At 34.0% G+C, this 23,166-nt stretch carries 27 protein-coding genes; 11 read left to right on the top strand and 16 right to left on the bottom strand.

From position 1 onward, the window contains the following. Positions 1–52: 52 nt before the first annotated feature. Together ACQY2P_RS04110 and ACQY2P_RS04105 are read left to right on the top strand one after the other, a co-directional pair. Positions 53–988, top strand: coding sequence for an ABC transporter ATP-binding protein (locus ACQY2P_RS04110; protein ID WP_428327127.1), 936 nt, complete (start codon positions 53–55; stop codon positions 986–988). 69 nt (positions 989–1,057) lie between these two features. Further along, the gene (locus ACQY2P_RS04105; RefSeq protein ID WP_428327126.1) at positions 1,058–1,612 is read left to right on the top strand and encodes a hypothetical protein; all 555 of its coding nucleotides are present in this window, start codon (positions 1,058–1,060) and stop codon (positions 1,610–1,612) included. Positions 1,613–1,615: 3 nt separating this feature from the next. On the opposite strand, the gene ACQY2P_RS04100 is transcribed toward ACQY2P_RS04105, so the two are convergent. The 4 genes from ACQY2P_RS04100 to ACQY2P_RS04085 form a co-directional block, all read right to left on the bottom strand. Then, positions 1,616–2,818: a hypothetical protein gene (locus tag ACQY2P_RS04100; protein ID WP_428327125.1), complete on the bottom strand. Its 1,203-nt coding sequence runs from the start codon at positions 2,816–2,818 to the stop codon at positions 1,616–1,618. A gap of 130 nt (positions 2,819–2,948) precedes the next feature. Beyond that, the gene (locus tag ACQY2P_RS04095) at positions 2,949–3,788 is read right to left on the bottom strand and encodes a hypothetical protein (RefSeq protein ID WP_428327124.1); all 840 of its coding nucleotides are present in this window, start codon (positions 3,786–3,788) and stop codon (positions 2,949–2,951) included. Between the two features lie 101 nt (positions 3,789–3,889). Further along, positions 3,890–4,183: a hypothetical protein gene (locus tag ACQY2P_RS04090; protein WP_428327123.1), complete on the bottom strand. Its 294-nt coding sequence runs from the start codon at positions 4,181–4,183 to the stop codon at positions 3,890–3,892. Positions 4,184–4,313: 130 nt separating this feature from the next. Then, complete coding sequence (locus ACQY2P_RS04085; protein ID WP_428327122.1) at positions 4,314–4,688, bottom strand: DUF6659 family protein; 375 nt, start codon at positions 4,686–4,688, stop codon at positions 4,314–4,316. Between the two features lie 90 nt (positions 4,689–4,778). Here ACQY2P_RS04085 and ACQY2P_RS04080 point away from each other — a divergent pair, with 90 nt between their 5' ends. Further along, the gene (locus tag ACQY2P_RS04080) at positions 4,779–5,411 is read left to right on the top strand and encodes a VTT domain-containing protein (RefSeq protein ID WP_428327121.1); all 633 of its coding nucleotides are present in this window, start codon (positions 4,779–4,781) and stop codon (positions 5,409–5,411) included. Here the strand turns inward: ACQY2P_RS04080 and ACQY2P_RS04075 are convergent. The 4 genes from ACQY2P_RS04075 to ACQY2P_RS04060 are packed head-to-tail and all read right to left on the bottom strand — an operon-like array spanning position 5,408 to position 8,139. Further along, a complete protein-coding gene (locus tag ACQY2P_RS04075) occupies positions 5,408–5,965 on the bottom strand; it encodes a DNA-3-methyladenine glycosylase (protein ID WP_428327120.1) in 558 nt (185 codons plus the stop codon). The genes ACQY2P_RS04080 and ACQY2P_RS04075 overlap by 4 nt on opposite strands. After that, positions 5,949–6,539 carry a uracil-DNA glycosylase gene (locus ACQY2P_RS04070; RefSeq protein ID WP_428327119.1) on the bottom strand — a complete coding sequence of 197 codons (591 nt, stop codon included), beginning with the start codon at positions 6,537–6,539 and terminating at the stop codon, positions 5,949–5,951. Before ACQY2P_RS04070 ends, ACQY2P_RS04075 begins: the two co-directional genes overlap by 17 nt. Then, the gene (locus tag ACQY2P_RS04065) at positions 6,540–7,961 is read right to left on the bottom strand and encodes a TldD/PmbA family protein (protein ID WP_428327118.1); all 1,422 of its coding nucleotides are present in this window, start codon (positions 7,959–7,961) and stop codon (positions 6,540–6,542) included. 40 nt (positions 7,962–8,001) lie between these two features. Next, entirely contained in the window at positions 8,002–8,139 is a 138-nt protein-coding gene (locus ACQY2P_RS04060) for a hypothetical protein (RefSeq protein WP_428327117.1), read from the bottom strand. 211 nt (positions 8,140–8,350) lie between these two features. On the opposite strand from ACQY2P_RS04060, the gene ACQY2P_RS04055 reads away from it, so the two are divergent. Further along, the gene (locus ACQY2P_RS04055; RefSeq protein WP_428327116.1) at positions 8,351–10,168 is read left to right on the top strand and encodes a PINc/VapC family ATPase; all 1,818 of its coding nucleotides are present in this window, start codon (positions 8,351–8,353) and stop codon (positions 10,166–10,168) included. On the opposite strand, the gene ACQY2P_RS04050 is transcribed toward ACQY2P_RS04055, so the two are convergent. Further along, the gene (locus ACQY2P_RS04050; RefSeq protein WP_428327115.1) at positions 10,155–10,619 is read right to left on the bottom strand and encodes a metal-dependent transcriptional regulator; all 465 of its coding nucleotides are present in this window, start codon (positions 10,617–10,619) and stop codon (positions 10,155–10,157) included. The two genes, ACQY2P_RS04055 and ACQY2P_RS04050, sit on opposite strands and share 14 nt — an antisense overlap. Before the next feature lie 136 nt (positions 10,620–10,755). On the opposite strand from ACQY2P_RS04050, the gene ACQY2P_RS04045 reads away from it, so the two are divergent. Beyond that, complete coding sequence (locus tag ACQY2P_RS04045) at positions 10,756–11,112, top strand: hypothetical protein (protein WP_428327114.1); 357 nt, start codon at positions 10,756–10,758, stop codon at positions 11,110–11,112. Positions 11,113–11,121: 9 nt separating this feature from the next. Here ACQY2P_RS04045 and ACQY2P_RS04040 read toward each other — a convergent pair whose 3' ends face one another. Then, the gene (locus tag ACQY2P_RS04040) at positions 11,122–11,865 is read right to left on the bottom strand and encodes a hypothetical protein (RefSeq protein ID WP_428327113.1); all 744 of its coding nucleotides are present in this window, start codon (positions 11,863–11,865) and stop codon (positions 11,122–11,124) included. Positions 11,866–11,947: 82 nt separating this feature from the next. On the opposite strand from ACQY2P_RS04040, the gene ACQY2P_RS04035 reads away from it, so the two are divergent. The 4 genes from ACQY2P_RS04035 (at position 11,948) to ACQY2P_RS04020 (ending at position 16,888) form a co-directional block, all read left to right on the top strand. Further along, positions 11,948–12,439, top strand: coding sequence for a DUF192 domain-containing protein (locus ACQY2P_RS04035; RefSeq protein WP_428327112.1), 492 nt, complete (start codon positions 11,948–11,950; stop codon positions 12,437–12,439). A 40-nt stretch (positions 12,440–12,479) separates the two neighbouring features. After that, positions 12,480–13,112 carry a hypothetical protein gene (locus ACQY2P_RS04030; protein ID WP_428327111.1) on the top strand — a complete coding sequence of 211 codons (633 nt, stop codon included), beginning with the start codon at positions 12,480–12,482 and terminating at the stop codon, positions 13,110–13,112. Between the two features lie 35 nt (positions 13,113–13,147). Continuing rightward, entirely contained in the window at positions 13,148–13,921 is a 774-nt protein-coding gene (locus tag ACQY2P_RS04025; RefSeq protein ID WP_428327110.1) for a sulfite exporter TauE/SafE family protein, read from the top strand. A 213-nt stretch (positions 13,922–14,134) separates the two neighbouring features. Further along, positions 14,135–16,888, top strand: coding sequence for a fibronectin type III domain-containing protein (locus ACQY2P_RS04020; RefSeq protein ID WP_428327109.1), 2,754 nt, complete (start codon positions 14,135–14,137; stop codon positions 16,886–16,888). Between the two features lie 3 nt (positions 16,889–16,891). On the opposite strand, the gene ACQY2P_RS04015 is transcribed toward ACQY2P_RS04020, so the two are convergent. The 4 genes from ACQY2P_RS04015 to ACQY2P_RS04000 all read right to left on the bottom strand — a co-directional run bounded on the left by ACQY2P_RS04015 (position 16,892) and on the right by ACQY2P_RS04000 (position 21,162). Then, positions 16,892–18,484, bottom strand: coding sequence for a PAS domain S-box protein (locus tag ACQY2P_RS04015; RefSeq protein WP_428327108.1), 1,593 nt, complete (start codon positions 18,482–18,484; stop codon positions 16,892–16,894). Between the two features lie 4 nt (positions 18,485–18,488). Beyond that, a complete protein-coding gene (locus ACQY2P_RS04010) occupies positions 18,489–18,866 on the bottom strand; it encodes a response regulator (RefSeq protein ID WP_428327107.1) in 378 nt (125 codons plus the stop codon). 77 nt (positions 18,867–18,943) lie between these two features. Then, positions 18,944–19,393, bottom strand: coding sequence for a hypothetical protein (locus ACQY2P_RS04005; protein WP_428327106.1), 450 nt, complete (start codon positions 19,391–19,393; stop codon positions 18,944–18,946). 2 nt (positions 19,394–19,395) lie between these two features. Further along, positions 19,396–21,162, bottom strand: a complete 1,767-nt coding sequence (locus ACQY2P_RS04000) for an SDR family NAD(P)-dependent oxidoreductase (protein ID WP_428327105.1) — start codon at positions 21,160–21,162, stop codon at positions 19,396–19,398. A gap of 95 nt (positions 21,163–21,257) precedes the next feature. On the opposite strand from ACQY2P_RS04000, the gene ACQY2P_RS03995 reads away from it, so the two are divergent. Further along, positions 21,258–21,494, top strand: coding sequence for a hypothetical protein (locus ACQY2P_RS03995; RefSeq protein WP_428327104.1), 237 nt, complete (start codon positions 21,258–21,260; stop codon positions 21,492–21,494). Between the two features lie 2 nt (positions 21,495–21,496). Next, positions 21,497–21,874 (top strand): hypothetical protein, encoded by a 378-nt coding sequence (locus ACQY2P_RS03990; protein WP_428327103.1) that lies wholly within the window; start codon positions 21,497–21,499, stop codon positions 21,872–21,874. Here ACQY2P_RS03990 and endA read toward each other — a convergent pair. Both endA and ACQY2P_RS03980 read right to left on the bottom strand, forming a co-directional pair. After that, complete coding sequence (endA, locus tag ACQY2P_RS03985; RefSeq protein WP_428327102.1) at positions 21,871–22,407, bottom strand: tRNA-intron lyase; 537 nt, start codon at positions 22,405–22,407, stop codon at positions 21,871–21,873. The two genes, ACQY2P_RS03990 and endA, sit on opposite strands and share 4 nt — an antisense overlap. Positions 22,408–22,497: 90 nt before the next feature. Continuing rightward, positions 22,498–23,151 (bottom strand): DUF47 domain-containing protein, encoded by a 654-nt coding sequence (locus ACQY2P_RS03980; RefSeq protein WP_141978176.1) that lies wholly within the window; start codon positions 23,149–23,151, stop codon positions 22,498–22,500. Between the last annotated feature and the right edge of the window lie 15 nt (positions 23,152–23,166).

The following is a 23,166-nucleotide window of genomic DNA, read 5'->3' as shown; positions in this document are numbered from 1 at the left end:
GTTTATATCCCTTAGTACAAAACAAAAATTCTAGTTTGGATATGAGAAATACATGGCATTTCTAACTGTTGATGGATTAACATCACGATATGATTCATCAAGAGGCCCAGTTTATGCAGTAGATGATGTTGATTTTGCATTAGAAGATGGTGAATCAATAGGGATTGCCGGTGAGAGTGCATGTGGAAAGAGTACTTTGGGATTATCCATTATTCGAATGCTTGTTGGGGGAAAATCCCAAGGAGAGATCACCTTTGATGGTACTTCTATCTTAGATGTTGATGAGGAAACATTTGATAAAACATTTCGGTGGAAAAAAATATCTATGGTATTTCAGGGGGCAATGAATTCTCTTGATCCAGTTTTTACCATCAATGACCAGTTCCTTGAAATTCTAAAACAACATAATTTTGATGGTGATTCAAAACAAGTAATCTCTGATGCAATGAACTCTGTAAATCTTGATACAAATGTACTCCAAAAATATCCTCATGAGCTCAGTGGTGGAATGAAACAAAGAGCTGTAATTGCTATGGCTTTGTTGTTAAAACCAAAGTTTGTGATTGCTGATGAACCTACCACTGCACTTGATGTCTTGATTCAAGCCCAAATCATCAATCTCTTAAAATCTCTAAAAAAATCAGGTATGTCATTTATGCTAATTACGCACGATTTGGCTGTACTGTCTGAGATTGCCGACAAAATTGGTATCATGTATGGTGGACAGATTATAGAATTTGGCTCTTCTAAAGAAATCTACAAAAACCCAAAACATCCCTACACTCAGGGACTTTTAGAGTCAATTCCTACACTAAAAGGAAACAAACCAAAATACATCAAAGGAATTCCACCAAGCTTGCTTGATGCACCAACACAATGTAGATTTATTGACCGGTGTCCTTTGGCAGTTGAAAAATGTAAGCAACTTCCACCGAAATTTAAAACTGAAACTGGCTATGTGCAATGTTGGCTTTATGAAGACAAATAATTTCCCGTATTGATTTGGTATTTTGAGTAACAAAACGATATTCTTGAATACTACTTTGGGTTGTAAATTATGTTGGTAGAGGTATCCTTTGAAGCAGTAGGTTCTATAGCTACAGCAGCTGCTACTATTGTACTTGTGGTTTTGTTGTATAGAACAGTTAAACAATTTGAAGCTACTGTGGAAGTAAGCAGAATACAAACAGAATATCGCTTTCGTCCTTGGATAGGCCACCTTGGTGCTATTAAAAAAATGGATGATTCAATTAATGGCGATTGCCAATTTTCAATATCTGTTAGAAATTTCGGAGAACTCCCAGCTTCTGGAGTTACTGCAAAATTTGCATTGTTTTCAAAACTGCCTTCAAAAGATGAATTGAAAACAACTGATATGACAACATTTTCTCTGGGGCCTATGCTTCCAAGTATGGATAAACAATATTGGTTTTTTATCCCAAGTGATAAATGGAAAAAAGCAGCGGACGGACAAGAAAAAATCTTTACAGCATTATATTTTGATTATGCTGCATCTGGAAAGAAAAGCGGCTATGGATTAATTAGTGAATATAATTCTGATTCAAAGAATTTCATTCATAGAGAAATGTGGATTGATGATTCTAAATTATAGATCTTACCATTCTATTCGATATGTCTTTCCTTTTGGAATGTCTTCCATAGTCCATTTTATGATTTCATGAGCGCCTTCTGTGTTTATCTTTGGCACTATTTTTGATGATGTTTTGGCTTCGGTTTCTTGGTTAATTTCTAACAATTCTGGTCGTTTGATTCCATTTCCAGTTGGATATCTAAATGACATGTTAAATTTCTGACAATCAATTAAAAATGCATTCTCAAAATATCTTTCAGGTTCTTCTACTTCGTATTGTAATGTGTATTTTTTACCCGTATCTTCTTTTGTAATTGGCTCGCTAAATTCTGTTGTAAATTCTTTGACATCTGGTTTGTCTACGTTAATGCTTGTAATTGGACATTCTCTGTCTTTTTCATCATACACGTTAATGTTCATATCATTAATGTCTGGAATATCCACATCTGTTGCAATTCCATGTAGCACTGTCTTGATTGGGTCGTTTGATGTGTTTACAATTTCATATGTTCTTTTGTGTTGAACTATCATCTTTTCTGGATCAACAACTGACAATATCAGGTCAATTGATGGATACAGTGTTGTTTTTTGTAGTCGAAGTATCTCTTCTCCATATTTGCTGCGCATGGATGCCCCCTTTTCTGGATGTTTCTTATTTCCAAATCCATCTCCATATGCAGAATAAAGAAGCATTGTCATCCCATGTTTTAGTACTACGTCATGAACTGGTTTGATTACATCCCTATATTCGTCTGATAAAGAACGTAAATCTTCAGCTAGCGTTGGAGATAATAAAATATGTCCGTCATCTCCAAAATCCATAACCCTTCTTGCATAGATGATGCCTGGACCCCAAGTATTTCTTTGACCCAACAAGTCATTTACAATAAAACAATTCCCACTATGCAATCCAATTCTTACTCGTATGGTTTCACTTGGAATTTTTGCTTTGTTGTATGCTGCTAGTTTTTCATGTAATTCTATTGCTAATAGTAATGGTAATTCTGGTCCTTGTAGAAAACCAATACAACAACCATCTCCAGTAGGTAACAATAACAGCGATTCAATAGGAACGGATTGGAATGATTTGCATTCTGACATGCATTTGTTTAATGTCTCAATTTTTTTTATCTGAGTCTTGGTGGACATTGACGTATCTGACAAACCAACAATGTCTACAAAGAAGAAATTGGCATGGATTAATTTTAGTGATGCTGTAAAATCCATATTACTTACAACATAATCAAGCAAATAACATTTTTGATTCTGAATACAATATTATGATAATTACTTCTGAATATGATATTGAGGTATAGTCATTTGATCCTAAGTAGATATTCTCATACTTGATTGGTCATCATGGTTTTGGTATTAGGTTTTGATATGATTGTTTTAATTCACTCATCATACATGTGTCGTAAGGTGCTTGTTCATCGTCTTTGCAATTTTGATCCATAGTCATGAATACTTGTGCTCTACATCCTTGGGCAATAGATTCATCATCATTATTTTCTGTCATACAATAAGCAAAAATTCTGTCATTAATCAACTTCATACACTCTTCACCTGTGGGGTGAAGTCCAATCTCTATACTGGTTACACCATCACATGATTCTGGTAAATCTGAAGAATATGTAATGGGTTCATTATTTTCAGATAATTCTTTTTGGTTGTCTAAAATCTCCTGTTCTCCTTCTGTTTCAATCAAGTAAAATTCCAAGAACCCTGCTGCAAACAGCAAACCTATGACTATGGCAATTTCTATGGCAGTTGGCTTTAGTAATGATTTAAGATCCTTCTTTTTGATAATTCCTACAATTAAGATGAAGCTTCTTGATATGCCTAGGGAATAAGCCACAATTTCCATGAATCCGTAGGGAGAATAATATAGAATAGAAAGTGCTGGTTTTTCTAAAATCATTGGCATTTGAACTGCTATATTTGCAACTGCAAATCCTGTTGACCATGCTGAAAATAATCCCCATCCTAGACCAATCCCTGGAATGAACATTGGAAGTGATATTGTTGTATTGTGAACAAACAATCCTATTGCATCAATGTTTCCTGTTACTGCTTCAAATTCTTTCATAAATGCTGCAGCTTCCTCTCCTGTCGGTTCTGACATTGAACCGATTTGAAATATCAGAGAATACATTCCCATAAAAACAAAAAACCAAATTATTCTTTTCTTATACACGAGAGTCGTTATGTGAATGGATATTTGAGGTTGTCTATGTACTCCGATTTACTTGAATGAAGTTTATTTTTTGATTTATGAAAAATATTGTTTGTAGAAATCTATTCTGATTTTAGGTACTTTTCGTCTATTTTTTTTAAATACACCTCTTGAATCTGCGCGATTTCTCTTTGTGTGGTGTTTCTGCAAATCATCTTGGCATACTGAATCAAATCTGGATTGTTTTGTGTTTTTTCAAATTCTTCAATTTTTTTAAAAGACTCTCTTTCAAATTCCATAACATCTCTGAGTTCTTTACTTATTTCCTCAACTTTCATACTCTTGTAATCTTTGGAATTTGCTTTTCTAAAACTAATCTCATCAATTAATTTTTGAATCTCGTCTGGCTCATCCATGTTGTTTGGTGATCCTAGTTATAGAAAAAAGTTAATCTTGATTTTCTTTTTTATGCTCTAAAACATGTTTCAAGCCATCTGTCATACTAAGTGAGTCTAAATCAATTTCACAATACGGGCATTTCAATTTCTAAGAGTATTTTTTTACAATTGGTAAGCAGGAATCAATGATTCTAAGCATCTCTGATCTGATTACTTTTTTATCAATTGAAATCCAAACCCTTTCTTTTTTAATTGCAAATGATATAGTTTGAACTTTTTTTCTCTCCTCCCACACAAACTCAATTTCACCTAGATTTTTATCGAAAAATCCTTCCAAATCTGTCTTTATTGCAATATGTGAGAACTGATACTGGGTATTTTTTTCATTCAATAATGGCACCAAGTCTGATCTTCTTTTGTATGCCAGTAATTCCCCGCTTTCGCCTATTACCCCTACAAATCTGATATATGGGCTAATTGTTGCTATTATATCACAAATCTCTCTGTATTCTTTTTCTTCCATTTATTGGAGTTCATAAAAGATGATATTTTAATGATTGTTGCATGTCCTGATCTCGTTTTAATTAAATAATACGTGAAAACAGTTTGAACAGTGGATTTTGTTGACCTTTTTCCATTTGCACCTGAAGTAGGATACCTCAGTTTAGCACTTGTTAATTTTTTTGGTTCGCTTGTTCCCTTTGTCCCTTTACCTGGATTCTTGTTGTTAGCTACAATGTCTGTAGGTGATCAGTTTGATCTGCATGTATTGGCAATTTTGTCTGCAGTTACTGCAACTGTTGCAAAACAGATCATATTCTATGTGAGCTATGGTGGAAGAAAAATTATCAACGAAAAAACTAGGAAAAGAATGAGGCCTTTTGAAAGATTGGTAAAAAGATATGGTGCAGGTGCAGCATTCTTTGCAGCTGCAACTCCAATACCTGATGATTTAGTTTATGTTCCATTAGGACTTGCAAAATATAATCCAAAACGATTCTTTATTGCAACTCTTACTGGAAAATTTGTTCTCAGTTATACTATTGTCTTTGTTTCTCACTATCTTGGATTATCTTTAGTTGAACCATTCCTTGAAAACATTGATGATGCTACCCCCGTTTACATTGGAATTATTATTTTTGGAGCTATGATGACTTCGGTTGTGGTTTTACTTTTAAGATTAGATTGGCAAAGAATTCTTGGTAAATTTGCTCCATGGACTTTGGATGAAAACAACAAAGATTAGACGTTTATCTTAAAATTCCATAGCTTGTCTGTTGCTTCTTTAATTCCTATTCTGGGTGATGAAACAATTTTTTTTGCCTTTATTCCTTCTGTGATGTATAATTTTGAATTTTTAGTCAAATCTACACCATAATGCTCTTTGGTGATTTGTAATGCTTGAGTTAGTTTTGCAGGCCCGTTTGTAAGATTTTTCAAATCACTCTTGTTTCGGTTTTCCTGCATTTTTTTTAATCCTTTTTCTGGTTCAATTGCACGAATCAAAACTGCTCCTGCTGCAACCTTTGGGTTTCTAGCTACTACGTTAAAACAGTAATACATCCCATATGTGAAATACACATAAGCCATTCCTACATCTCCAAACATTGCCTTGTTTCTGTCTGTGATTTTTCTATGTGCATGACTTGCTGGATCATCTTTGTGTCTGTAAGCTTCAGTCTCTGTGATTATTCCTGAAATTTCACTTTTTCCTATTTTTCTAATAATTTTTTTACCTAACAAATTTTTTGCAACAGTTACTGTATCTTGAAGATAAAATCTTCTAGGAAGTGTATTCAATATCTATTGAAACTGTATTGTTATTTTTTAATTCTCTGATTAAATCAAAGAGTTTTACAATATCTTCATTTAATGTAGAGATTAATTCCTGATTGTATATTGTTGCAGCAGGATGAATTGTCAAAAAATACAATTGACTATCTTTTCTTACTAGTTTTCCTCTAAATTTTGTAATCTCAGAGCCTCCTAAAACTGAGTTAAATGCTGTATTTCCTAAAACGCAAATAATTTTTGGTTTAATTATTGAAATTTCTTTTTTTAGATATTCTTTACAAGTGTCTCTTTCATTCGTATTTGGCACCCTGTTGTTTGGAGGTCTGCATTTTACAACATTGGTAATGTATACTTCCCCTCTGGAAATTCCTGCACCTTCAAGTGCTGCAGAAAGCTTTTTTCCTGCCACACCTACAAATGGCTCTCCATTCTTGTCTTCGTTTCTTCCAGGTGCTTCACCAACAAATATCACATCTGATTGGAAATTGCCTTTTCCTGGAACAGAATTTGTTCTGGTTTTACACAAATCACATTTTGTACACTCAATTACGTTTTGTTTTACTGTCTCTAACTTGTTCATCTAATTCACACTCTTTACTGTTGCAACTCCCCTAATTGAAGGCCCTCCATTGCCCATGATCATTGATTGCATTGGGTCACCTTTTCCACAATTTGTAATTGGTCTTACTGCAAAATCGTTCCCACATGCATCAATTGATTGGAAAAATTCTGGTGCTGTTCCCATAACAATAACGTCTCTTAACAAATCTGTCACTTCCCCATTTTCAATTTTTTGTGCATATTGGCAAGATATGCTCCAGTTGTATCTCTTCATATCAATTGATGGAATCTTCATGTTTGAAACCAAATATCCATTCTTTACTTCTTTTATCATTTCATCTACATTCCAATCTCCATTCCCAATACATGTACATGCCATTCTAATCAATGGCATGAATCGATAGTTAGTAGCTCTCATGTTTCCAGTAGGTTCTTTATTGAAAATTTTTCCTGTTTCTCTATTTTGCATATGATTATTCAACACTCCTTCTTCTACCAGAGCAGTCTTTTTTGTTTGAACTCCTTCATCATCAAAATAATACCATCCTAAACTTTCTTCAATTGTAGGATCATCAAAGACATTTAATTTCTCAGAACCAATTTTTTCCCCAATTTTTCCTTTCCACCATGCTCCACCTGCCCATGCCATCTCTTTTCCTAAAACCCTGTCTGCCTCTGATGGATGACCCAATATTTCATGAGTAAGCAATGAAACAAAATCTGGATTCATAACTACTGTGGCTTTTTCTTCTTTTGCAGGTTTTGCTGATAATAATTTTGATGCTTTTTTTGCAATCTCTTGTGCACTGTTTTGAGCTTTATCTCCTTTGGTGATTTGCTCCATTCCGCCTCTTCCACCTTCAGTAATGTTTACTGATTGAGTTAATCCTGATTCATGTGCAGTAGCAATCATATCAATCACTACATCTGAAAAATTTTGTAAAATTTTTGAACCTTCACTGTTTGAAAAATATTTCGAATTATTTGTGTACCATGGATTTGTCACTGACTTTATGATTTTTGGAGTATTTGAAATGATTTTGTCACAACTCATACCTACCTTGATTAATTCATCTAAGTTTGGTTTTTCTACTACTTTGTAGTCTATCTTTTTTTCTACACTAGTATTTGGATAAAGAGAAAATAATTCTTTTTTGTCTTTTGCATAATGGACTGAATTTTTGATGGCCTCATCAATTGCTCTTTTTACCTGTTCTTTTGATTTTGGATTTGTAATTGAACTAAAACTCCATGTTCCGTCTTTTACTAGTCTTATTCCTATTCCTGAATCATTAATAGTTCGAACATATTCTGTTTCCCCATTTTCAATTAACACTGATACTCTTTCTTGCTCTTCAGATCTTACATCACAATATTGTGTCTTTGAATCATTTGCATATTTTATGGCATAATCTGCTAATTCTACTAATTGGGTGTCCATACGCTATGAAACTTGGTGGTATTCCTAAGTCTTCTGGTATCTAACTGCTAGATATTGCAGGCATGGTGAAATAATACTCGTCTTCAAACTCATAGTCTGTCTTTCCTACTCTTCGCAAGAATTCAAAGTACTGGGTACAATTTTTGTAAAACTCTTTGTTCTTTTCGTACATATCCATATTGTATTTTATTAAATTAGCATTTTTTGAGAAGAGTGAGTGATTTTAGTTCTTGGAGCTTATTTTCTTTAAGCAGGTCTGATTTCTCTTTGATAATATGATGACATTTCTTTCTGTAATTCAAAAGCCATCTTGATTATATCCTCTCAAAACCAATTGATGAGATTTCAGGAAACGATAATTAGTGTACGCCTCATTAATAATTCGTATTATGTCAAAAATTGTAGCTGATACTAGTGTTGTAATTAACGGTCAATTGATATCTCAAATAGAAAATGGATCTGTTAAAAACTCTCAAATTATCATTCCTCAAGCAGTTTTAGATGAATTACAATCACAAGCGTCAAATAAAAAAGAACAAGGATTCGTGGGATTAGAAAAAATTCGTAAATTAAAAGATCTTTCTGGTAGTTTTGGTTTAGAAGTAATTCTGAAAGGCTCACACCTATCTTCAGATGAAATCAAACTTGCTGGGGGCGGAAGAATTGATGCGTTAATTGCTGATATGGCAAAACAAAATGATGCCATCCTTTACACATCTGATCATGTGCAGCATTTAGTTGCTCAAGCAGAAGGGATTCAAACTGTATTTCTAAAAACAGAAATTAAAAAAGAAACTTTAGAATTTCTAAAGTTTTTTGATGTTGAAACAATGAGTGTGCATCTAAAAGAAAATCAACCCCCTCTTGCAAAAAGAGGAAAACCGGGTGCCTTTTTACTTACAAAAATCAACGACGATGTCCTGACCCGAGATTATCTTGAGATGATTTCTTCCCAAATTCTAGATATTGCAAATGCAAATGATTCTGGTACTATTGAGATATCTAAAACTGGAGCTTCAGTAGTACAGCATGAAGATTACAGAATTGCAATTACTCATCCACCATTCTCAGAATCTTTTGAGATAACAATCGTTCATCCAATAATACAACTATCTCTTGAAGATTACAGTATATCTGAAAAACTAATGGAACGATTCTCTGATAGAGCAGAAGGAATTGTAATTTCAGGTGCTCCTGGTTCTGGAAAAAGCACATTGGCATCAGGACTCGCAAATTTTTATCATGCTCAGGGCAAGATTGTCAAAACATTCGAATCTCCACGTGATTTGCAAGTTGATCCTGGTATTACTCAATACAGTAAACTTGATGGTAGTTTTGATAACACTGCTGATATCTTACTTTTAGTTCGTCCCGATTATACTGTCTTTGATGAAGTAAGAAGACGTGAAGACTTTAGGACATTTGCTGATTTGAGATTGACTGGAGTTGGAATGGTGGGCGTGGTCCATGCAAATTCTCCTTTAGATGCAATTCAAAGATTCATTGGAAAAATTGAACTCGGGATAATTCCAAACGTTTTGGATACTGTAGTGTTTGTCAAAGACGGACAAATCGAAAAAGTCTATGATCTGGAACTAAAGGTAAAGGTGCCTTCTGGAATGACCGAATCTGATCTTGCTAGGCCTGTTATTGAAATTAGAAATTTTGCTGATAACACATTGGAGCATGAAATCTATACGTTTGGAGAAGAAAATGTGATAGTTCCCGTAGGAAAAAAAACCAAAATGGGAATAGAAAAGCTGGCTGAAGACAAAATTCGTGAAACTTTCAAAAAATATGATCCTAGGGCTCAAGTTGAAATTCTATCTGATAACAGAGTTAAGGTGATGGTTGATGAACAATATATTCCATCTATTATTGGTCGGGGTGGTTCTAACATTAATGAAATTGAAAAATTACTAAAAATACACGTTGATGTGGTCCAAAAAGACTCTGAGCATTATAGTGTAGATTCAAATGACTTGCCTTTTACTTTTTCAGAATCAAAAACAGCTTTGATTCTTACTGTTAGCAAAGAATACACTGCAATGCATGCTGACATTTATGTTCATGATGAATACATTACCTCAACTAGAATTGGTAAAAAGGGACAAATCAAAATCCCAAAACGCTCTGATGTCGCAAGAAATTTGATGAAACTTGCATCATCACAAAATGATATTCAACTATTTCTCAAAGATTTTTAAAATTCTCAATAATCTTTGGGTTTGCTTTTAGAAATGTGATGAATTTTCTTAACTGCTTGATTGTTTTTGGATTTAGATGGTGTTCTATTCCTTCTGTGTCTTGATTTGCAGTATCATACCCAATCCCTAGAATCTCAAAAAACTCTAACAAGATTCCGTGTTTCTGTCTTATCCCATCAGCTATTTCTATTCCTTTTTTTGTTAGATTGATTCCGTGATATTTTTCATATTCTAGATACCCTCCCTCATCTAATCTCTGTAACATTTTGGTGACACTAGGTGCACTTACATTCATGTATCTTGAAATATCTAAAGTAGTCGCATATCCTTTCAGTGCTACTAATTCTGAAATAATCTCCAAATAGTCCTCCATTCTGGTACTGGAGCGAGCCTTTTCTGATTGGTGGGCTGCTTTGATGGAATCTAATCTCTTGGAATTTTTGCCTTTCATGTAATCTTTGTATCTAAATTTTATCTACTATAATTGAGTGTCTTTTTCAGAGATTTTTGGTTACTCTTTGTTGACTCAGAAGTAACCGTTGTTGATCTTTGAATCTTAACTATTTTTTCCTATATTCAATATAGGAATGGCAGACCCTCTAAAGGAACGACTAGAAAAACTCAGAAAAATCTCTGAATCTGCAAAACGAAGGGCAAGTTTGTACTCTGATGTTGCAAAAATGGATGATACGCATACTGCTCGTTCACTAGGTGCACTTCAAAAGGCCCCTGCCCCTGGAAAAAAACTCCAAAAAATAGGCTTTTTGATGTTATGGATACCTGAACCAACAGGTGTTACATGTGCAGTTGGCGGCCCCATGATAGTTGCAGGCAGATACTTGGAAAAGAAATACAACAGTGCCACAATTCACGATATCGGTCACCAAACAAAAAACACATTTTCATCAATTAGTGATTTTAAAACATCTGTGATGAATCACTAGATTGTATTTTTAGATAAAAATATCTTTTTCTGAATTAACTAATGGTTTTTTGGGTACATCAAATATCTCAAATGAATCCAAATACTTCAAATGTTTTGAAATTGATTTTTCATCTAATGTGATTAGTATTCTATCATTGTGTTGAATCTCATATTGTGAAATGTCTGATGGGAATTTCTTTCCATTAACATAAACTTGAACTGTTTTCTTCCCTTCTGCACAAAACTCATTGATATCTTTAGAAAAATCATATTCTACAAAAATACAATCTTGCGTTACATTCAACCCTATTGACACAAAAAGCATTTCCAACGGTACTCCTGTTGCATGTTTGTGAATCAAATATGGATTATGATCCTCAAAATGAATGTACTTGCTTGATAGTTGAAATTGTGGAAGTCCAAAATTTAGTTGTTCTCCATCCAACACAACAAGCATTGCAGCATGTGCATGATCACTTCCATATTTTCCAACATTGTATTGATTTGCCAATATTTGTTCAGGACTCATGTTTAATGTATTTTGGACAATTTGAGAGTCAATTTCATTTTGATTCATAAAATAATACGAAAGGAATCCTGCTGACACAATTGCAAAAGCTATGACTCCTATTGCAAGACTTTTACTTTTAGATTTTGGTGTGGTATCTTGTGGTAAAATTGGTTGTTGATGTTCAAAATTACTTTCTTCATAACGACCAGGTAAACTGTAATCTGAATCAATATCCTTTGGAAGTGTTTTGTCTTCAGACAATTACATTGATTTCTGATTGTTTGTATAAATGTCCTCGACTCAAATAATTAACGTATTTTAAAAGGCCTGAACAAATTGAAATGTGACTACTAGGGCTCAGGCACTAATTCCAATCTCAATTGCCGCTGTCATTATAGGCGTTGTAGGCTTGATGTCCATTCCTCAAGATAGTAAATTAGAATCAGTTGAATTTCCTAGAGGTACAATCAAGGTTGATGATGTCCCGCTTGAGGTACAAATAGCAGACACTGAGCCTCGAAGAGTACGTGGCTTGATGTTCCAAGATCAATTACCCTATGACCAAGGAATGATCTTTGTCTTTAGCGAACCTGGACTTTATTCTCTGTGGATGCTTAACATGCAATTCCCACTTGATATGATATGGTTTGACGAAAATGGCAAAGTTGTACATATTGAACAAGACGTTCCTCCGTGCAAAGCTGCTCTAGAGATTGCCACATGTCAAAGTGTGGTTCCTGAAAATAATGCCATCTATATTCTTGAAGTAACTGCTGGATTCATTGAACAAAACAATATCACAAAAGATTCAATTCTAACTATTATCTCAATTTAGAATTGCAAAACCTTATTTTTGAACAATCGATTTGTTGTTTGTGAATAAATTAATTATGATTCCAATCGTTCTTGGTATTGCAGCCGTTGCTTCATATACTATGTTAATTCCTGAAGATTCTTCAGAACCATTTACTGCCCCCATCTATGATTCTGGTTTTACTTATTACGATATTGAAACAATTCAAACATCTCTAAAAGAACATGATGTTTTTGTTTCATCTCCTACAGCTGTAACTGATCATACCATTAGCCAGTACTGTACATTTTTTGAAAAAGGACTTTCAAAAAATGTTGAATACTGTACAACTACTGCTGTTTTAGATTCTGATGGAAATACTATTGGAAATATCAACATTGGTGGAAGTGCCGCATCTCCAATTCTAGCGATTGCTAATATTGAAACTGATACATTGGAATCTGATAAAGAAATAACATATGCGATATTTGAGACTGTAATCAAAACGCTTGTTTGTGATTGTTGGGAAGAAGAATCTGCTGATTTTGAATCTATTCCTGAATGGCTAGATGCTGTACATGCCTTCTATTATGACTCTGATGAGCGTAACATAAAATCAAAAATTGATAATTTGGCTGACACTGAAATTCTCTTGGAGATTACCTCAAAAGATGATTCTGTATTACGGACATTAATTATTACAAAACACGTCTAATTATATACAACAAAATTCTTTGATTGGCGATTACGATGATTGATCAATTATGGCTTATTCCTTTAGGATTTGCAGCAGGAGTGTTGGGTTCTATGATTGGATTAGGTGGTGGTGTTATTGTAGTTCCAGTTTTAACTTTCCTTGGGTTTTCTCCAACTGCTGCTGCAAGCAATAGTCTTTTTGCAGCTCTTAGCAATGCTGTTGCATCTACTATATCTTATTCTAAACAAAAACGAATTGAATATTCTTTAGGATTAAAACTTGGATTGCTATCTATTCCTGGAACTGTATTGGGCGCAATTGTTTCTAGTGATGTAGGTTCTGATATTTTTAAGATATTGTTTGGATTTGTGTTGATTGCATCAGCTGCTTATATTTTCTTGAGAAAAAAAATTGAAACAAAAGAAAAAAAAGTTTCTTTACAAATGATGATTTTTGCAATCGGTGCTAGTTTCTTTGCAGGAATCATATCTTCTTTCTTTGGAATAGGTGGAGGAATTGTGTTTGTTCCATTAATGGTAGTTGGAATGGGTATGGCAATGAAAAAAGCTGCGCCCACCTCTCAAATGATATTGTTATTTGCTTCATCATCCGGAGTAATTGCTCACAGCTTATTGGGACATCCTGATTTTATTCAAGCTGGATTTCTTGCAATTGGTTCTTTTATTGGGGGATTAGTTGGAGCAAGGTTGTCTATTGATATCAAAGAAAGATATCTCCAGATCTTGGTTTCCGTAGTTATTTTGATTGCTGCAGGAAAATTATTCTTTGATTCTTTAACTGGAAACTCAACATCGCTGGGTTTTTAGGCTCAAAATTCCCTTTTGTGCTTTTATACAAATTTTGTAATGTATATTGTTCGTCAGGTCTTATGATCTGAGGGCGGGGGAGACTAGTCGGCTCTCCTGTATTTTACTTACAAAAACTGTTTTCTGAACAAAAAGTGGGTTAATCTAATTGATCAAAAGAACGATGATTTTTTTCTTTTAATTTATTAAAAATACGTGCAAACTCTCATCAAATTGGAAAAAAATCTTGTTTTAAGCGTAATTTTGATTGGGATTGTTGCAATAGTTCCAACTGCGTATGCTGATGTAGAGTTTTCATCCAAGTTTGGAACTCTTGGTTCTGATGATGATGAATTGGATACCCCCACTGATGTTGTAGTGAAAAGTAATGGACGAGAAATTTATGTTGTAGATAACAACAATGACCGAATAAACGTATTTGATGATGACGGTGATGCTGATTTTATGTATGGTACTTTTTGTAACGTGGCACAAATTCAGGACTGTAACGATAATGCTGATGGTGCAGAAGAAGACGGAGATGGGCAGTTTAACTCTCCCCTCTACATTGCAATGGATGCATTAGGAAAATTCTTTGTTGTTGATTCTGAAAACGAACGAATCCAAGTCTTTGATGATGATGGAGAATTCGAGTTCAAGTTTGGCTCATCTGATAGTGGTGATGATGAATACCTTGGTGGTGCACAAGGTGTAGTGATTCAAGATTCTTCCAGAAAAATATTTGTCTCAAACACCGAAAACGATTCTATCTCTGTTTTTGGTTCCACAGGAAATTTTCTATTTGATTTTGAGTCTTTTAATGGAAATGATGATTTTACAAACCCTAGTGAAATGATTATTGATAATTCTAATGAACTATTGTATGTTTTAGATTCTGGAAATGATAGGATAGTTGTTTTTGAGATTGTTGATGGAACTACATGTCCTAGTGATACAATAGAATCAGTAGATGGAATATGCTATGTCAAAGAGTTTGGTTCTTCTGGAGATGATGAAGGTGAGTTTGATGACCCATCTGGCTTGGCATTTGATTCTGAAAATGATTTGTTATATGTTTCAGATTCAGACAATGATAGAATTCAAATTTTTGAGATTGTTGATGGTACTACCTGCCCTAGTGGCACTGAAGAGATTGTAGATGGTGTGTGTTTTGTAGATGAATTTGGTTCTACAGGAACTGCTGATGGTCAATTTGATTCTCCTCTTGGAATTGCCTTGGATACTTCAAATGATTTGCTATACGTTGCAGATTCTAAAAATGACCGAATTCAAGTCTTTGAACTATCTTCTGAACCTGCTGTACAAACTCCTGGGAAACCCGCAAATCCTGATGCCTCTCCTGTATCTCCAACATCAATTATTCTCACCTGGGATGAGCCTGAACAATCTGAAACCATTCCAAAAGTTACTGGATACAAGATTGAATACAAAACAGGTTCTGAAAGCTATGTAACAATTACTCCTGACACTTCTAGTACTGTAACTTCATTTGTACATAATGGATTATCTGAAGGTGAAACTTACAGTTACCGTGTTTATTCTATTAATTCTGTAGGTACTAGTATTGCATCATCAATTACTTCAGTAAAACCTGAAGCTACAACTACCCCCGTGGCATTAACTGCAACTGCAATTGCTCCTAGTCAAATAAAACTTTCATGGATGCCTCCATCTGAAACATTTCAACAAACAATTAGTGGATACACTGTAAAACGTGAAATCACTCCTAATGTGTATGATGATGTCGGAAGTACTAATGGGAAGACTTTGACATATGTTGTTTCTAATTTGGCAACTGACAAAACTTACACATATGCAGTTTCTGCAAACATTGGATTTGGACAAACAGGAGAATCCAACTCTGCATCTGCAACACCTAGAACTGATTCTACTGATACAACTGAGGACCCATTGGTTTCAACATTGGTAGAAATGACTATTCCTTCACCTCCCATAAAACTATCTGCATCAACTAACTCTCCTACTTCGATAAATCTTACATGGAGTATACCTGTTGATGATGGTAATTCCAAAATCACTGGATACAAAATTGAATCCAAAAAAGACAATGGCTCTTTTGGTACCATAGTTGAAGAAACACAAGATTCTTCAACGACATACCTTCATTCAGGACTTGCAGAAGGCTCAAAATATTCCTATAGAGTTTCTGCAATTAATTCTATAGGCACTAGTGACCCTTCAAATGAATCATCCGCAACTGCAAAGATTACTGGGCTTGAAATCAGTCCTCTTGGCAAATTGACAATTAATGAAGAACAATTATTGTCATTTACAGTGAAACTAACTGATAACACCATCAAAGATCCTGTATTTAGTTTAAAGAATGCTCCATCTGGTGCAAAAATAATTTCAAACACTGGTGCATTTGCATGGACTCCTTCATCTTCTGATGGTGGTAAGACATACGATATTGTAGTTGAAGTTAGGAAAAATGGATTATTTGATTCTCAGACATTAGAAGTCAAAGTAAATGACTCATCCGTTTCAGATCCTGTATCTGAAACTCCATCTGAACCTGTAGATACTGAACCTGTAAAGACAGACCCTACTGAATTAGGATTGGCTTCCTTTGTTGACGAATCTGCAGATCCTCAAAGTTATGTTGACCGATACAATGATGAGCCAAGCTACAAGAAATGGTTTGATGACAATTATTCAGAGTATGATTCAATTTACCAAGCAGTTGGAATGGAAGAACCTCCAGAAACTCCTGCTGACTTTGTAGATGACACAATGGATCCATACTACTATGTTGCACGTTACAACATTGATCAAAAATTCCAGAAATGGTTTGATGACAATTACTCCGAATACTCTTCAATAGAACACGCAGTTGATTTTCATGATACCGGAAAACCACAAAAAGTATATGGTTTCTGTGGTACTGGCACTAAACTAATTGATGGTGTCTGTACTGTTGTCAAAACTGTGGAGCCTACACCTTAATTCTCATACCCAGTCTTTTGAATTTTTTTCCATTAGATCTTGTATGTCAATTTGAATTGCTAAAAATCCAGTAATCTCATTTTCAGAGTCCTCATCTGGAATTATAATCTTTTTTTCCCAAAAATACGAACCATCTTTTGCTTTATTTTTTAAATTTCCTGTCCAGACTTTTCCTGATAGAATGGTTTTCCACATTTCGCGATAAAACCTTTCATCATGATATCCTGATCTTAGAATTTTTTGATTTTGTCCAATTAACTCTTCTTTAGCATATTTTGTCATTATGCAGAATTTTTCATTAACATATGTCAAGTTTCCATTAATGTCAAATTTTGATATTGCAGTAGATTGGTCTATTTGATTGTAAAATTTCTTGGCATCTGCAAGATTTTTTTTCATTGCCTGTTCATAATCTTTTAACGTGTGTTGTGATTGGTTTAACGATTTTGTCATCAAGTTAAACGCATTAGCTAACTGTGAAATCTCATTATTCCCTTTTGTGTTGGTTAATGTTACTGTTTCTCCTTTTTTCACTTTGAGAATTTTTTCAGTTAACATCTCTATTGGTTTTGACATGTGTCTAGAAATTATTATGGTTGTAATGATTGTCCCAACCAAAAAAGGAATCATGATTAGTTGTACATCTGTTCGTAACTGTTCAACTGACAAAAACAACTCATTTTCTGTAGTTACTGATAGCAATACCCAGAATCTTGATGTGTCGTTTTTATCAAAAAATATTTTGTCCCATATTCGATATTCTTTCTCCTGTTCGTCATAGTGGAATTTGCTATCCATTTTTTCCACATTCTCCTCCAACTCTGGCTGTTCTGTAAAATAGTTGATTTGTGTGCCTAATTCCTTACCAAAAGTCTTTGATTTATCTGGATGATAAATGAAGTACCCGTCATTGTCTATGATTATCGTTTTTCCACTAGCACTTTGACTGAGTTCATACAAAAAACTCTGCATGTCATAAGTGATTTTTAAAAATCCTAACTGTTCTCCATTACTGAGAAAAACTGGTGTAGTTATCTCTTGAACTGGTCTGTGAGGTGTCTCAATTTTATTATCTAATATGTTAAGTGATATACTTGATACTGTTACTTCATTATTTTGCAATTTTGTTACTTTTTGAAGTGTACCTTGTTCCATTGAGTGTCTTAGTTTTTGATTTTCTTCTACACTTATTCCCTGTGAATCTGAAATGATATGTACTAATTCATTTCCACTAAAATCAAAAATTTGAATTTGATGAATTTTTGGATTGTTTTGTATAATTTCTGTAAATTTTTCTTCTAATAACTCTGACCAAAATCCTTGATCAAATTGAAAGCTTCCTGAACTACTGTAATCTGTGAATTTGACAATTCCTTGAATCTCTGGCATTATTGATAGTAATTTTGTTTGTTCTATGTTTGAACGAATCACTTCTCTAACATCTGTTGATTTGAAGTCTACTTCAAATTGTTTTTCAGATAAAATATTTTCTACTTTATCGTTTTTGATACTTTCAAACACAACTCCTGCAAGAACAAGTACTATTGCAATATTTAATACACTAAGAATAATTGCATTTTTGTAAAAAAGCTTCATGTTTCTAATTGGTAGAAGGTTTGATTAGAAATGATGCAAGTATTGCATTTAGTTTTTCAATCGAAATTGGTTTTTCGATACATACTTTCACACCTTTCTTTACCATTCCTTGCACATCTTCTTCAGAAGGTAATAATCCTGTCAAGACAATGATGTTCTGCGATGAAATAATTCCTATCTTTTCTAACTCGTTGATGTAATCATATCCCGTAAATTCTGGCATATCTAAATCTAAAATTATTGCATCATAGTTGTTTGTTAGAGTCATTTGTAGTGCTTCTTTACCATCATTTGAGACCTCACATATGTGGTCGTGTAGTTCTAGTAAACTTGACATAACTTCTGTGAAAGTTTCATTATCATCAATATGTAAAATCTTCATACCTTACGATGTACTTAAGTTAAGAGTATTTAAACGAATATGGTGATTTGCATACGCTGCGTGTTTCAAAGATTGTTTTATCTTGGCGGTTCTTTCTTAATTCTGTAGATGTTTCTTTTAGAAAGTACTATTGTTTCTCCTTCATTATCCGTCCCTTCATAATCTACTACAATTTTTCCAAATTCATCATCCATGTCTTCTGTCTGTGATATTGTAAATTTTAATTTCAATACTTGATCAGTGTATAATGGTTTTAGAAATCGTGTGTTTCTATTCTTCCATTCTGGGTCTCCATCTGTTCCAAGAAAAATAATATGATTTCCATAAATTTGACTCAGTCTTGTAAATTCCCCTTCCATTCTTGATAATATTGCTCGCCCTGAAACAATTTGTTCTCCACTTTGTTTATCTTCCAAGAATGCGTTTCTTATTCTTGAAAAATTCAGATATTCTTCTAATTCTTTTTCTGAAATACTACATGTAGAATGAAATACATCTCCTACTCTAAACTCTGAAAATTTTTTCATTCCTATCTTGATTCATCAACACAGAAAGTTACTTCTGATGAAGAAGATGCATTTTCTGATACTAGGAAATTAAATGCGTCTGCAATTTTTTGGTTGTCTGGCTCTATGCCTGTTACGGAACCTGGGAAAACAGTGAACATTCTGATTTTTGATTTTAGAACATCACTTAATTCTTGATTAACTGTAGTTGTAAATGGTCTTAATGCTCCTCTGAACACTTCAACTTGTGCTCTTTGTGTTCCAGTAACTTTTCTTCCTACTGGTAAATCTGGACCAATTATCATGATAGAACCTGTTGTATCTTTGAAGAGTCTTGGATCTTTTCCTCCACCTGGGACAAATTGCTCTAATGCTCTTTGTGCAACAGTTGCTGGAGTTGAGATGAATTTTGCAACTAATTCTTCCCATCCTGCTCTGGTTAATTCAGTTAGATTTCCTACCTCTGGTAGTTTTCCTGTAACGTGAACGACTGCTAGAATTTCTCCGATGTTAGTCTTGGCAGTATTTAACCATCTTTCTACCTCTTCAGGATTTTTGATGTCAACAACATGAGAATGGAACTTTCCACTAATGGAGTCTTGAATTTCTTGAGGTGTTGATTGTGAAATGAAACATGCAACTTTGCCACCATTTTTCTCAACATGTCCTGCCAAAAATTCTATTCTTTCTGCATCTGCTTTGTCTGTTCCATCAATAGTAAAGACTATTGCTTTTCCTGTAAAGTCTGGTTGATGAACTCCTGGAGTTGTAGTTCCGATGTGTGGTTTTACTGGATAAAATACTCTGTCTCCTGGAATGACTTTACCATTGAGAATCTTTGCAATTTCATCATCACACAAGTTGAGAACTGATTCTGCAACTTGTGATTGTGACAGAAATTCTCTATTTGCAATCATATGTGATGTGTTGTTTTGAACTTTTTCTGCAATAGTTTGAATTTTTGTTAATAAATTTGTAAATATCTCTGTTAGTTTTGCAACATCTCTTCCGTTTGCTAATTTTTCTGCAGTCTTTGCAATTCCTTCTTTATCTACGCCATCTGCTTGTATGCATTCTAACAAATCATCTTTTGCTTCCTCGACTTCAACTGGTGTCAAGTCTTCAAAGCCACTTACTCTCATAAATTCTGCTGCTGCTTTTGGATATACTGTCTTGTAAATTCTATCTGAATGAACTGGACCTGGATTTGTTGCAATTGAAATTATTCCTTTGTCAGTTAACTCCCATGACATTGCTTCAGCTAATCTGTTCTTTGCACCCTGTGATGCAGTATATGGACTTCTGAATCTATAAGGTCTCTGCTCTAATGGTCTTTCTTCAGTAAAGAATGTTGAAATTGTAATTATTTTTCCGCCTTCTTTCATTACTTTTAGTGCCTGAACTGAGCCCCAAAATGTTCCAGTTAAATGAATTCCTATTGTACTTTTGAATTCATCTAATGGTGAGTTTGCAAAACATGTTACAGGACCTGATACTCCTGCATTGTTAATTATGTAATCTACATTTACTCCTTCGTTTTTTAGTGTGCTAAACATTTCATTCATTGCTGTTTCGTCTGCAACATCAACTCCTGCAAAAATTTTGACTGTTGCATTTACTCCTTGTGGGATTTTTCCTTCAAGTTCTGTTGCAGCCTCTTGTAGTGGTTCTTTTCTTCTACCAAGAATAATCACACTTGCACCATTTTCTACAAATTTTGTTGCAATGGCTTTTCCAATACCTGTTCCACTGCCTGTAACCAGTGCGACTTTGTCTTGGAATTTTAGCAAGATAAAATCTCAAATCCTTTGTAATATTTAATTGGATTGATCTCTAGAAAATTTTTCTTGATATCTTTATTTGTGGGTATGATTCATGATTTTTAATGCATGATACAGAGTCAGACACATTTGTCTATCAGACATGGCCTGAGAAATTTAGTAGTATGTTAAAGGAGATCGGTGTGGATTCTGAATCCAAAGAGATTGGAACCGATGATGTTGAACAAGGTGATTATTACAGTAGATATTTTGCTCATACAGCAAGAATGATAACAAATAGAGGATGTCTTGATGTCAAGAACTCTAACATTGACGTAATTCAAATTATTCAAAAGGGATAAAAATGCAAGATCCAAATCCACTACCTTGGGGTGCACTAGACCGATATCAGGCACACTTTATTGTAAGAAAAGAAACTGGTAGAGGCGTTAGTAATTTTGTTGCAAAAACACAACTTCAAACTAGAGGTCATTTTGCATCCAAAACCGTTGAAAGTGTAAGTTGGAATGGCCCTGGCTCTCTTGCCGAAAAATTAAATCAAGATTCTGAACTAAATGAGATGATTGCAAAACAGTCTGTTAAAGATGCAACAATCTATGTGGAACCAACAGAGAATGCAGTAAGAATTCGTAGTAAATGGGATAATCATTTAGCATTTGGAATTACAAAAGATCTTTTTGACATTTATGACCGTATAGCTGGTCACATAAAATCAATTTAGGCCTTCCACCAATCTAAAGCTAAAAAGTCTACATTATCTTTACCTTTAGGAATTGCCAAGATGAATTGTTTTTTTACTGAAGTTGCAAGTCTTCCTGCAAGTACAATTCCTGTTGATGTTATTGGTTCATTTCTATTGTATACCTGAATCAAAAATGGTGCATGGTCTATTCCTGGACCTTTCTCATAAACTGCAAAGTCGCAACCAAATTTTATTCCTGGGTTGATAATGTATCCTTTGTCTCTGAAATTTTTGTAGACTAGATATTTTTTATCAAAATCATGATGTTCTTTTTTACAAATCCCTGTCATTTGTTCAACTGTAACTTTCTGTTTTGATTTTGAGATTGTAATTTTTTTATTTTCAAGCAGATACAATGATTCAATTAAATCTAAAACAAGAGGTGCATCAATTTCTTCAATTTTTGGTTTTGGTATGCCTATGGGCTTTCCATAGTATCCACTACTGAAAAGTTTACGAGAGTCTTCAATATTCCAAACAATTACTCTGTTTTCAATTAATTCACCTTTCATGATTTTTCAAAAACTTTAGTGTATATGAATTCATTAGATTTTAGATGTTTCTTAAAATAGAAAATAAAGTAAAAGTGAGTTGTGATTTGTTTATAGGCTCAATGCTAACAAAATGAAAGAATCTGATACTCTCTGGCATTTATCTGCCATCTCTTCGATTCCCTCAATCACGTCTTTCATTAACATTAATTCTTTGGTATTGGTGACTTCTGTTAGGAGTTTTATTGTTGCTTGTCTGTACTTGATGTCGATTTCTCTTTCAATTGTTTGTGTTTCTTGTGCTAATTCAATTGCATTAGCAGTGTTTGTGTTAAGACTTCGAATAATTTCATTTAGTTTGTAGACTTCATCTACAACCAATTCAATTAGTTTTGTTAAGTCTTTGTCTAACTTTGCACTTTTGAGTGTAGCTGGTTTTACATTTGAAAGTTTGAATGAAATTCCTGTAATGTAACCTGCGATCTCATCCATTGTATATGCTGTGTTTAGAAGATTTTCTCTGTTCATGATCAAACCTCCAACATCTGCAACTTCACGTGTAATTTTTCTTCTTAGGTTTTCTACTTCTTCTTCAATTGTAGAAATCTGTTCTAATGTGTTTTTGATTCCTGTCTTGTCTTTTTTCATCATTAGTTCAGGAAGTGTTGCTAGTTCTCTGGATGCATTTAGGATTCTATTGATTTCGTCTTGTAAAACTGCTATAGCCTTTCTTTTTGCTTGAACCTCAAGCTCTCCGCTATACATAACAAAATCTACCAA

The organism is Candidatus Nitrosopumilus sp. (assembly GCF_965262695.1).
Lineage (GTDB): Archaea > Thermoproteota > Nitrososphaeria > Nitrososphaerales > Nitrosopumilaceae > Nitrosopumilus.
This window is presented reverse-complemented; position numbering and strand designations above follow the sequence as displayed.

Bases quoted from the DNA above. Each gene is read 5' to 3' on its own strand.
- ACQY2P_RS04110 (WP_428327127.1), top strand. From the start codon at position 53: ATGGCATTTCTAACTGTTGATGGATTAACATCACGATATGATTCATCA.
- ACQY2P_RS04105 (WP_428327126.1), top strand. From the start codon at position 1,058: ATGTTGGTAGAGGTATCCTTTGAAGCAGTAGGTTCTATAGCTACAGCA.
- ACQY2P_RS04100 (WP_428327125.1), bottom strand. From the start codon at position 2,818: ATGGATTTTACAGCATCACTAAAATTAATCCATGCCAATTTCTTCTTT.
- ACQY2P_RS04090 (WP_428327123.1), bottom strand. From the start codon at position 4,183: ATGGATGAGCCAGACGAGATTCAAAAATTAATTGATGAGATTAGTTTT.
- ACQY2P_RS04085 (WP_428327122.1), bottom strand. From the start codon at position 4,688: ATGGAAGAAAAAGAATACAGAGAGATTTGTGATATAATAGCAACAATT.
- ACQY2P_RS04070 (WP_428327119.1), bottom strand. From the start codon at position 6,539: ATGAACAAGTTAGAGACAGTAAAACAAAACGTAATTGAGTGTACAAAA.
- ACQY2P_RS04065 (WP_428327118.1), bottom strand. From the start codon at position 7,961: ATGGACACCCAATTAGTAGAATTAGCAGATTATGCCATAAAATATGCA.
- ACQY2P_RS04060 (WP_428327117.1), bottom strand. From the start codon at position 8,139: ATGGATATGTACGAAAAGAACAAAGAGTTTTACAAAAATTGTACCCAG.
- ACQY2P_RS04055 (WP_428327116.1), top strand. From the start codon at position 8,351: ATGTCAAAAATTGTAGCTGATACTAGTGTTGTAATTAACGGTCAATTG.
- ACQY2P_RS04050 (WP_428327115.1), bottom strand. From the start codon at position 10,619: ATGAAAGGCAAAAATTCCAAGAGATTAGATTCCATCAAAGCAGCCCAC.
- ACQY2P_RS04045 (WP_428327114.1), top strand. From the start codon at position 10,756: ATGGCAGACCCTCTAAAGGAACGACTAGAAAAACTCAGAAAAATCTCT.
- ACQY2P_RS04025 (WP_428327110.1), top strand. From the start codon at position 13,148: ATGATTGATCAATTATGGCTTATTCCTTTAGGATTTGCAGCAGGAGTG.
- ACQY2P_RS04015 (WP_428327108.1), bottom strand. From the start codon at position 18,484: ATGAAGCTTTTTTACAAAAATGCAATTATTCTTAGTGTATTAAATATT.
- ACQY2P_RS04010 (WP_428327107.1), bottom strand. From the start codon at position 18,866: ATGAAGATTTTACATATTGATGATAATGAAACTTTCACAGAAGTTATG.
- ACQY2P_RS04005 (WP_428327106.1), bottom strand. From the start codon at position 19,393: ATGAAAAAATTTTCAGAGTTTAGAGTAGGAGATGTATTTCATTCTACA.
- ACQY2P_RS03995 (WP_428327104.1), top strand. From the start codon at position 21,258: ATGCATGATACAGAGTCAGACACATTTGTCTATCAGACATGGCCTGAG.
- ACQY2P_RS03990 (WP_428327103.1), top strand. From the start codon at position 21,497: ATGCAAGATCCAAATCCACTACCTTGGGGTGCACTAGACCGATATCAG.
- endA (WP_428327102.1), bottom strand. From the start codon at position 22,407: ATGAAAGGTGAATTAATTGAAAACAGAGTAATTGTTTGGAATATTGAA.
- ACQY2P_RS03980 (WP_141978176.1), bottom strand. From the start codon at position 23,151: ATGTATAGCGGAGAGCTTGAGGTTCAAGCAAAAAGAAAGGCTATAGCA.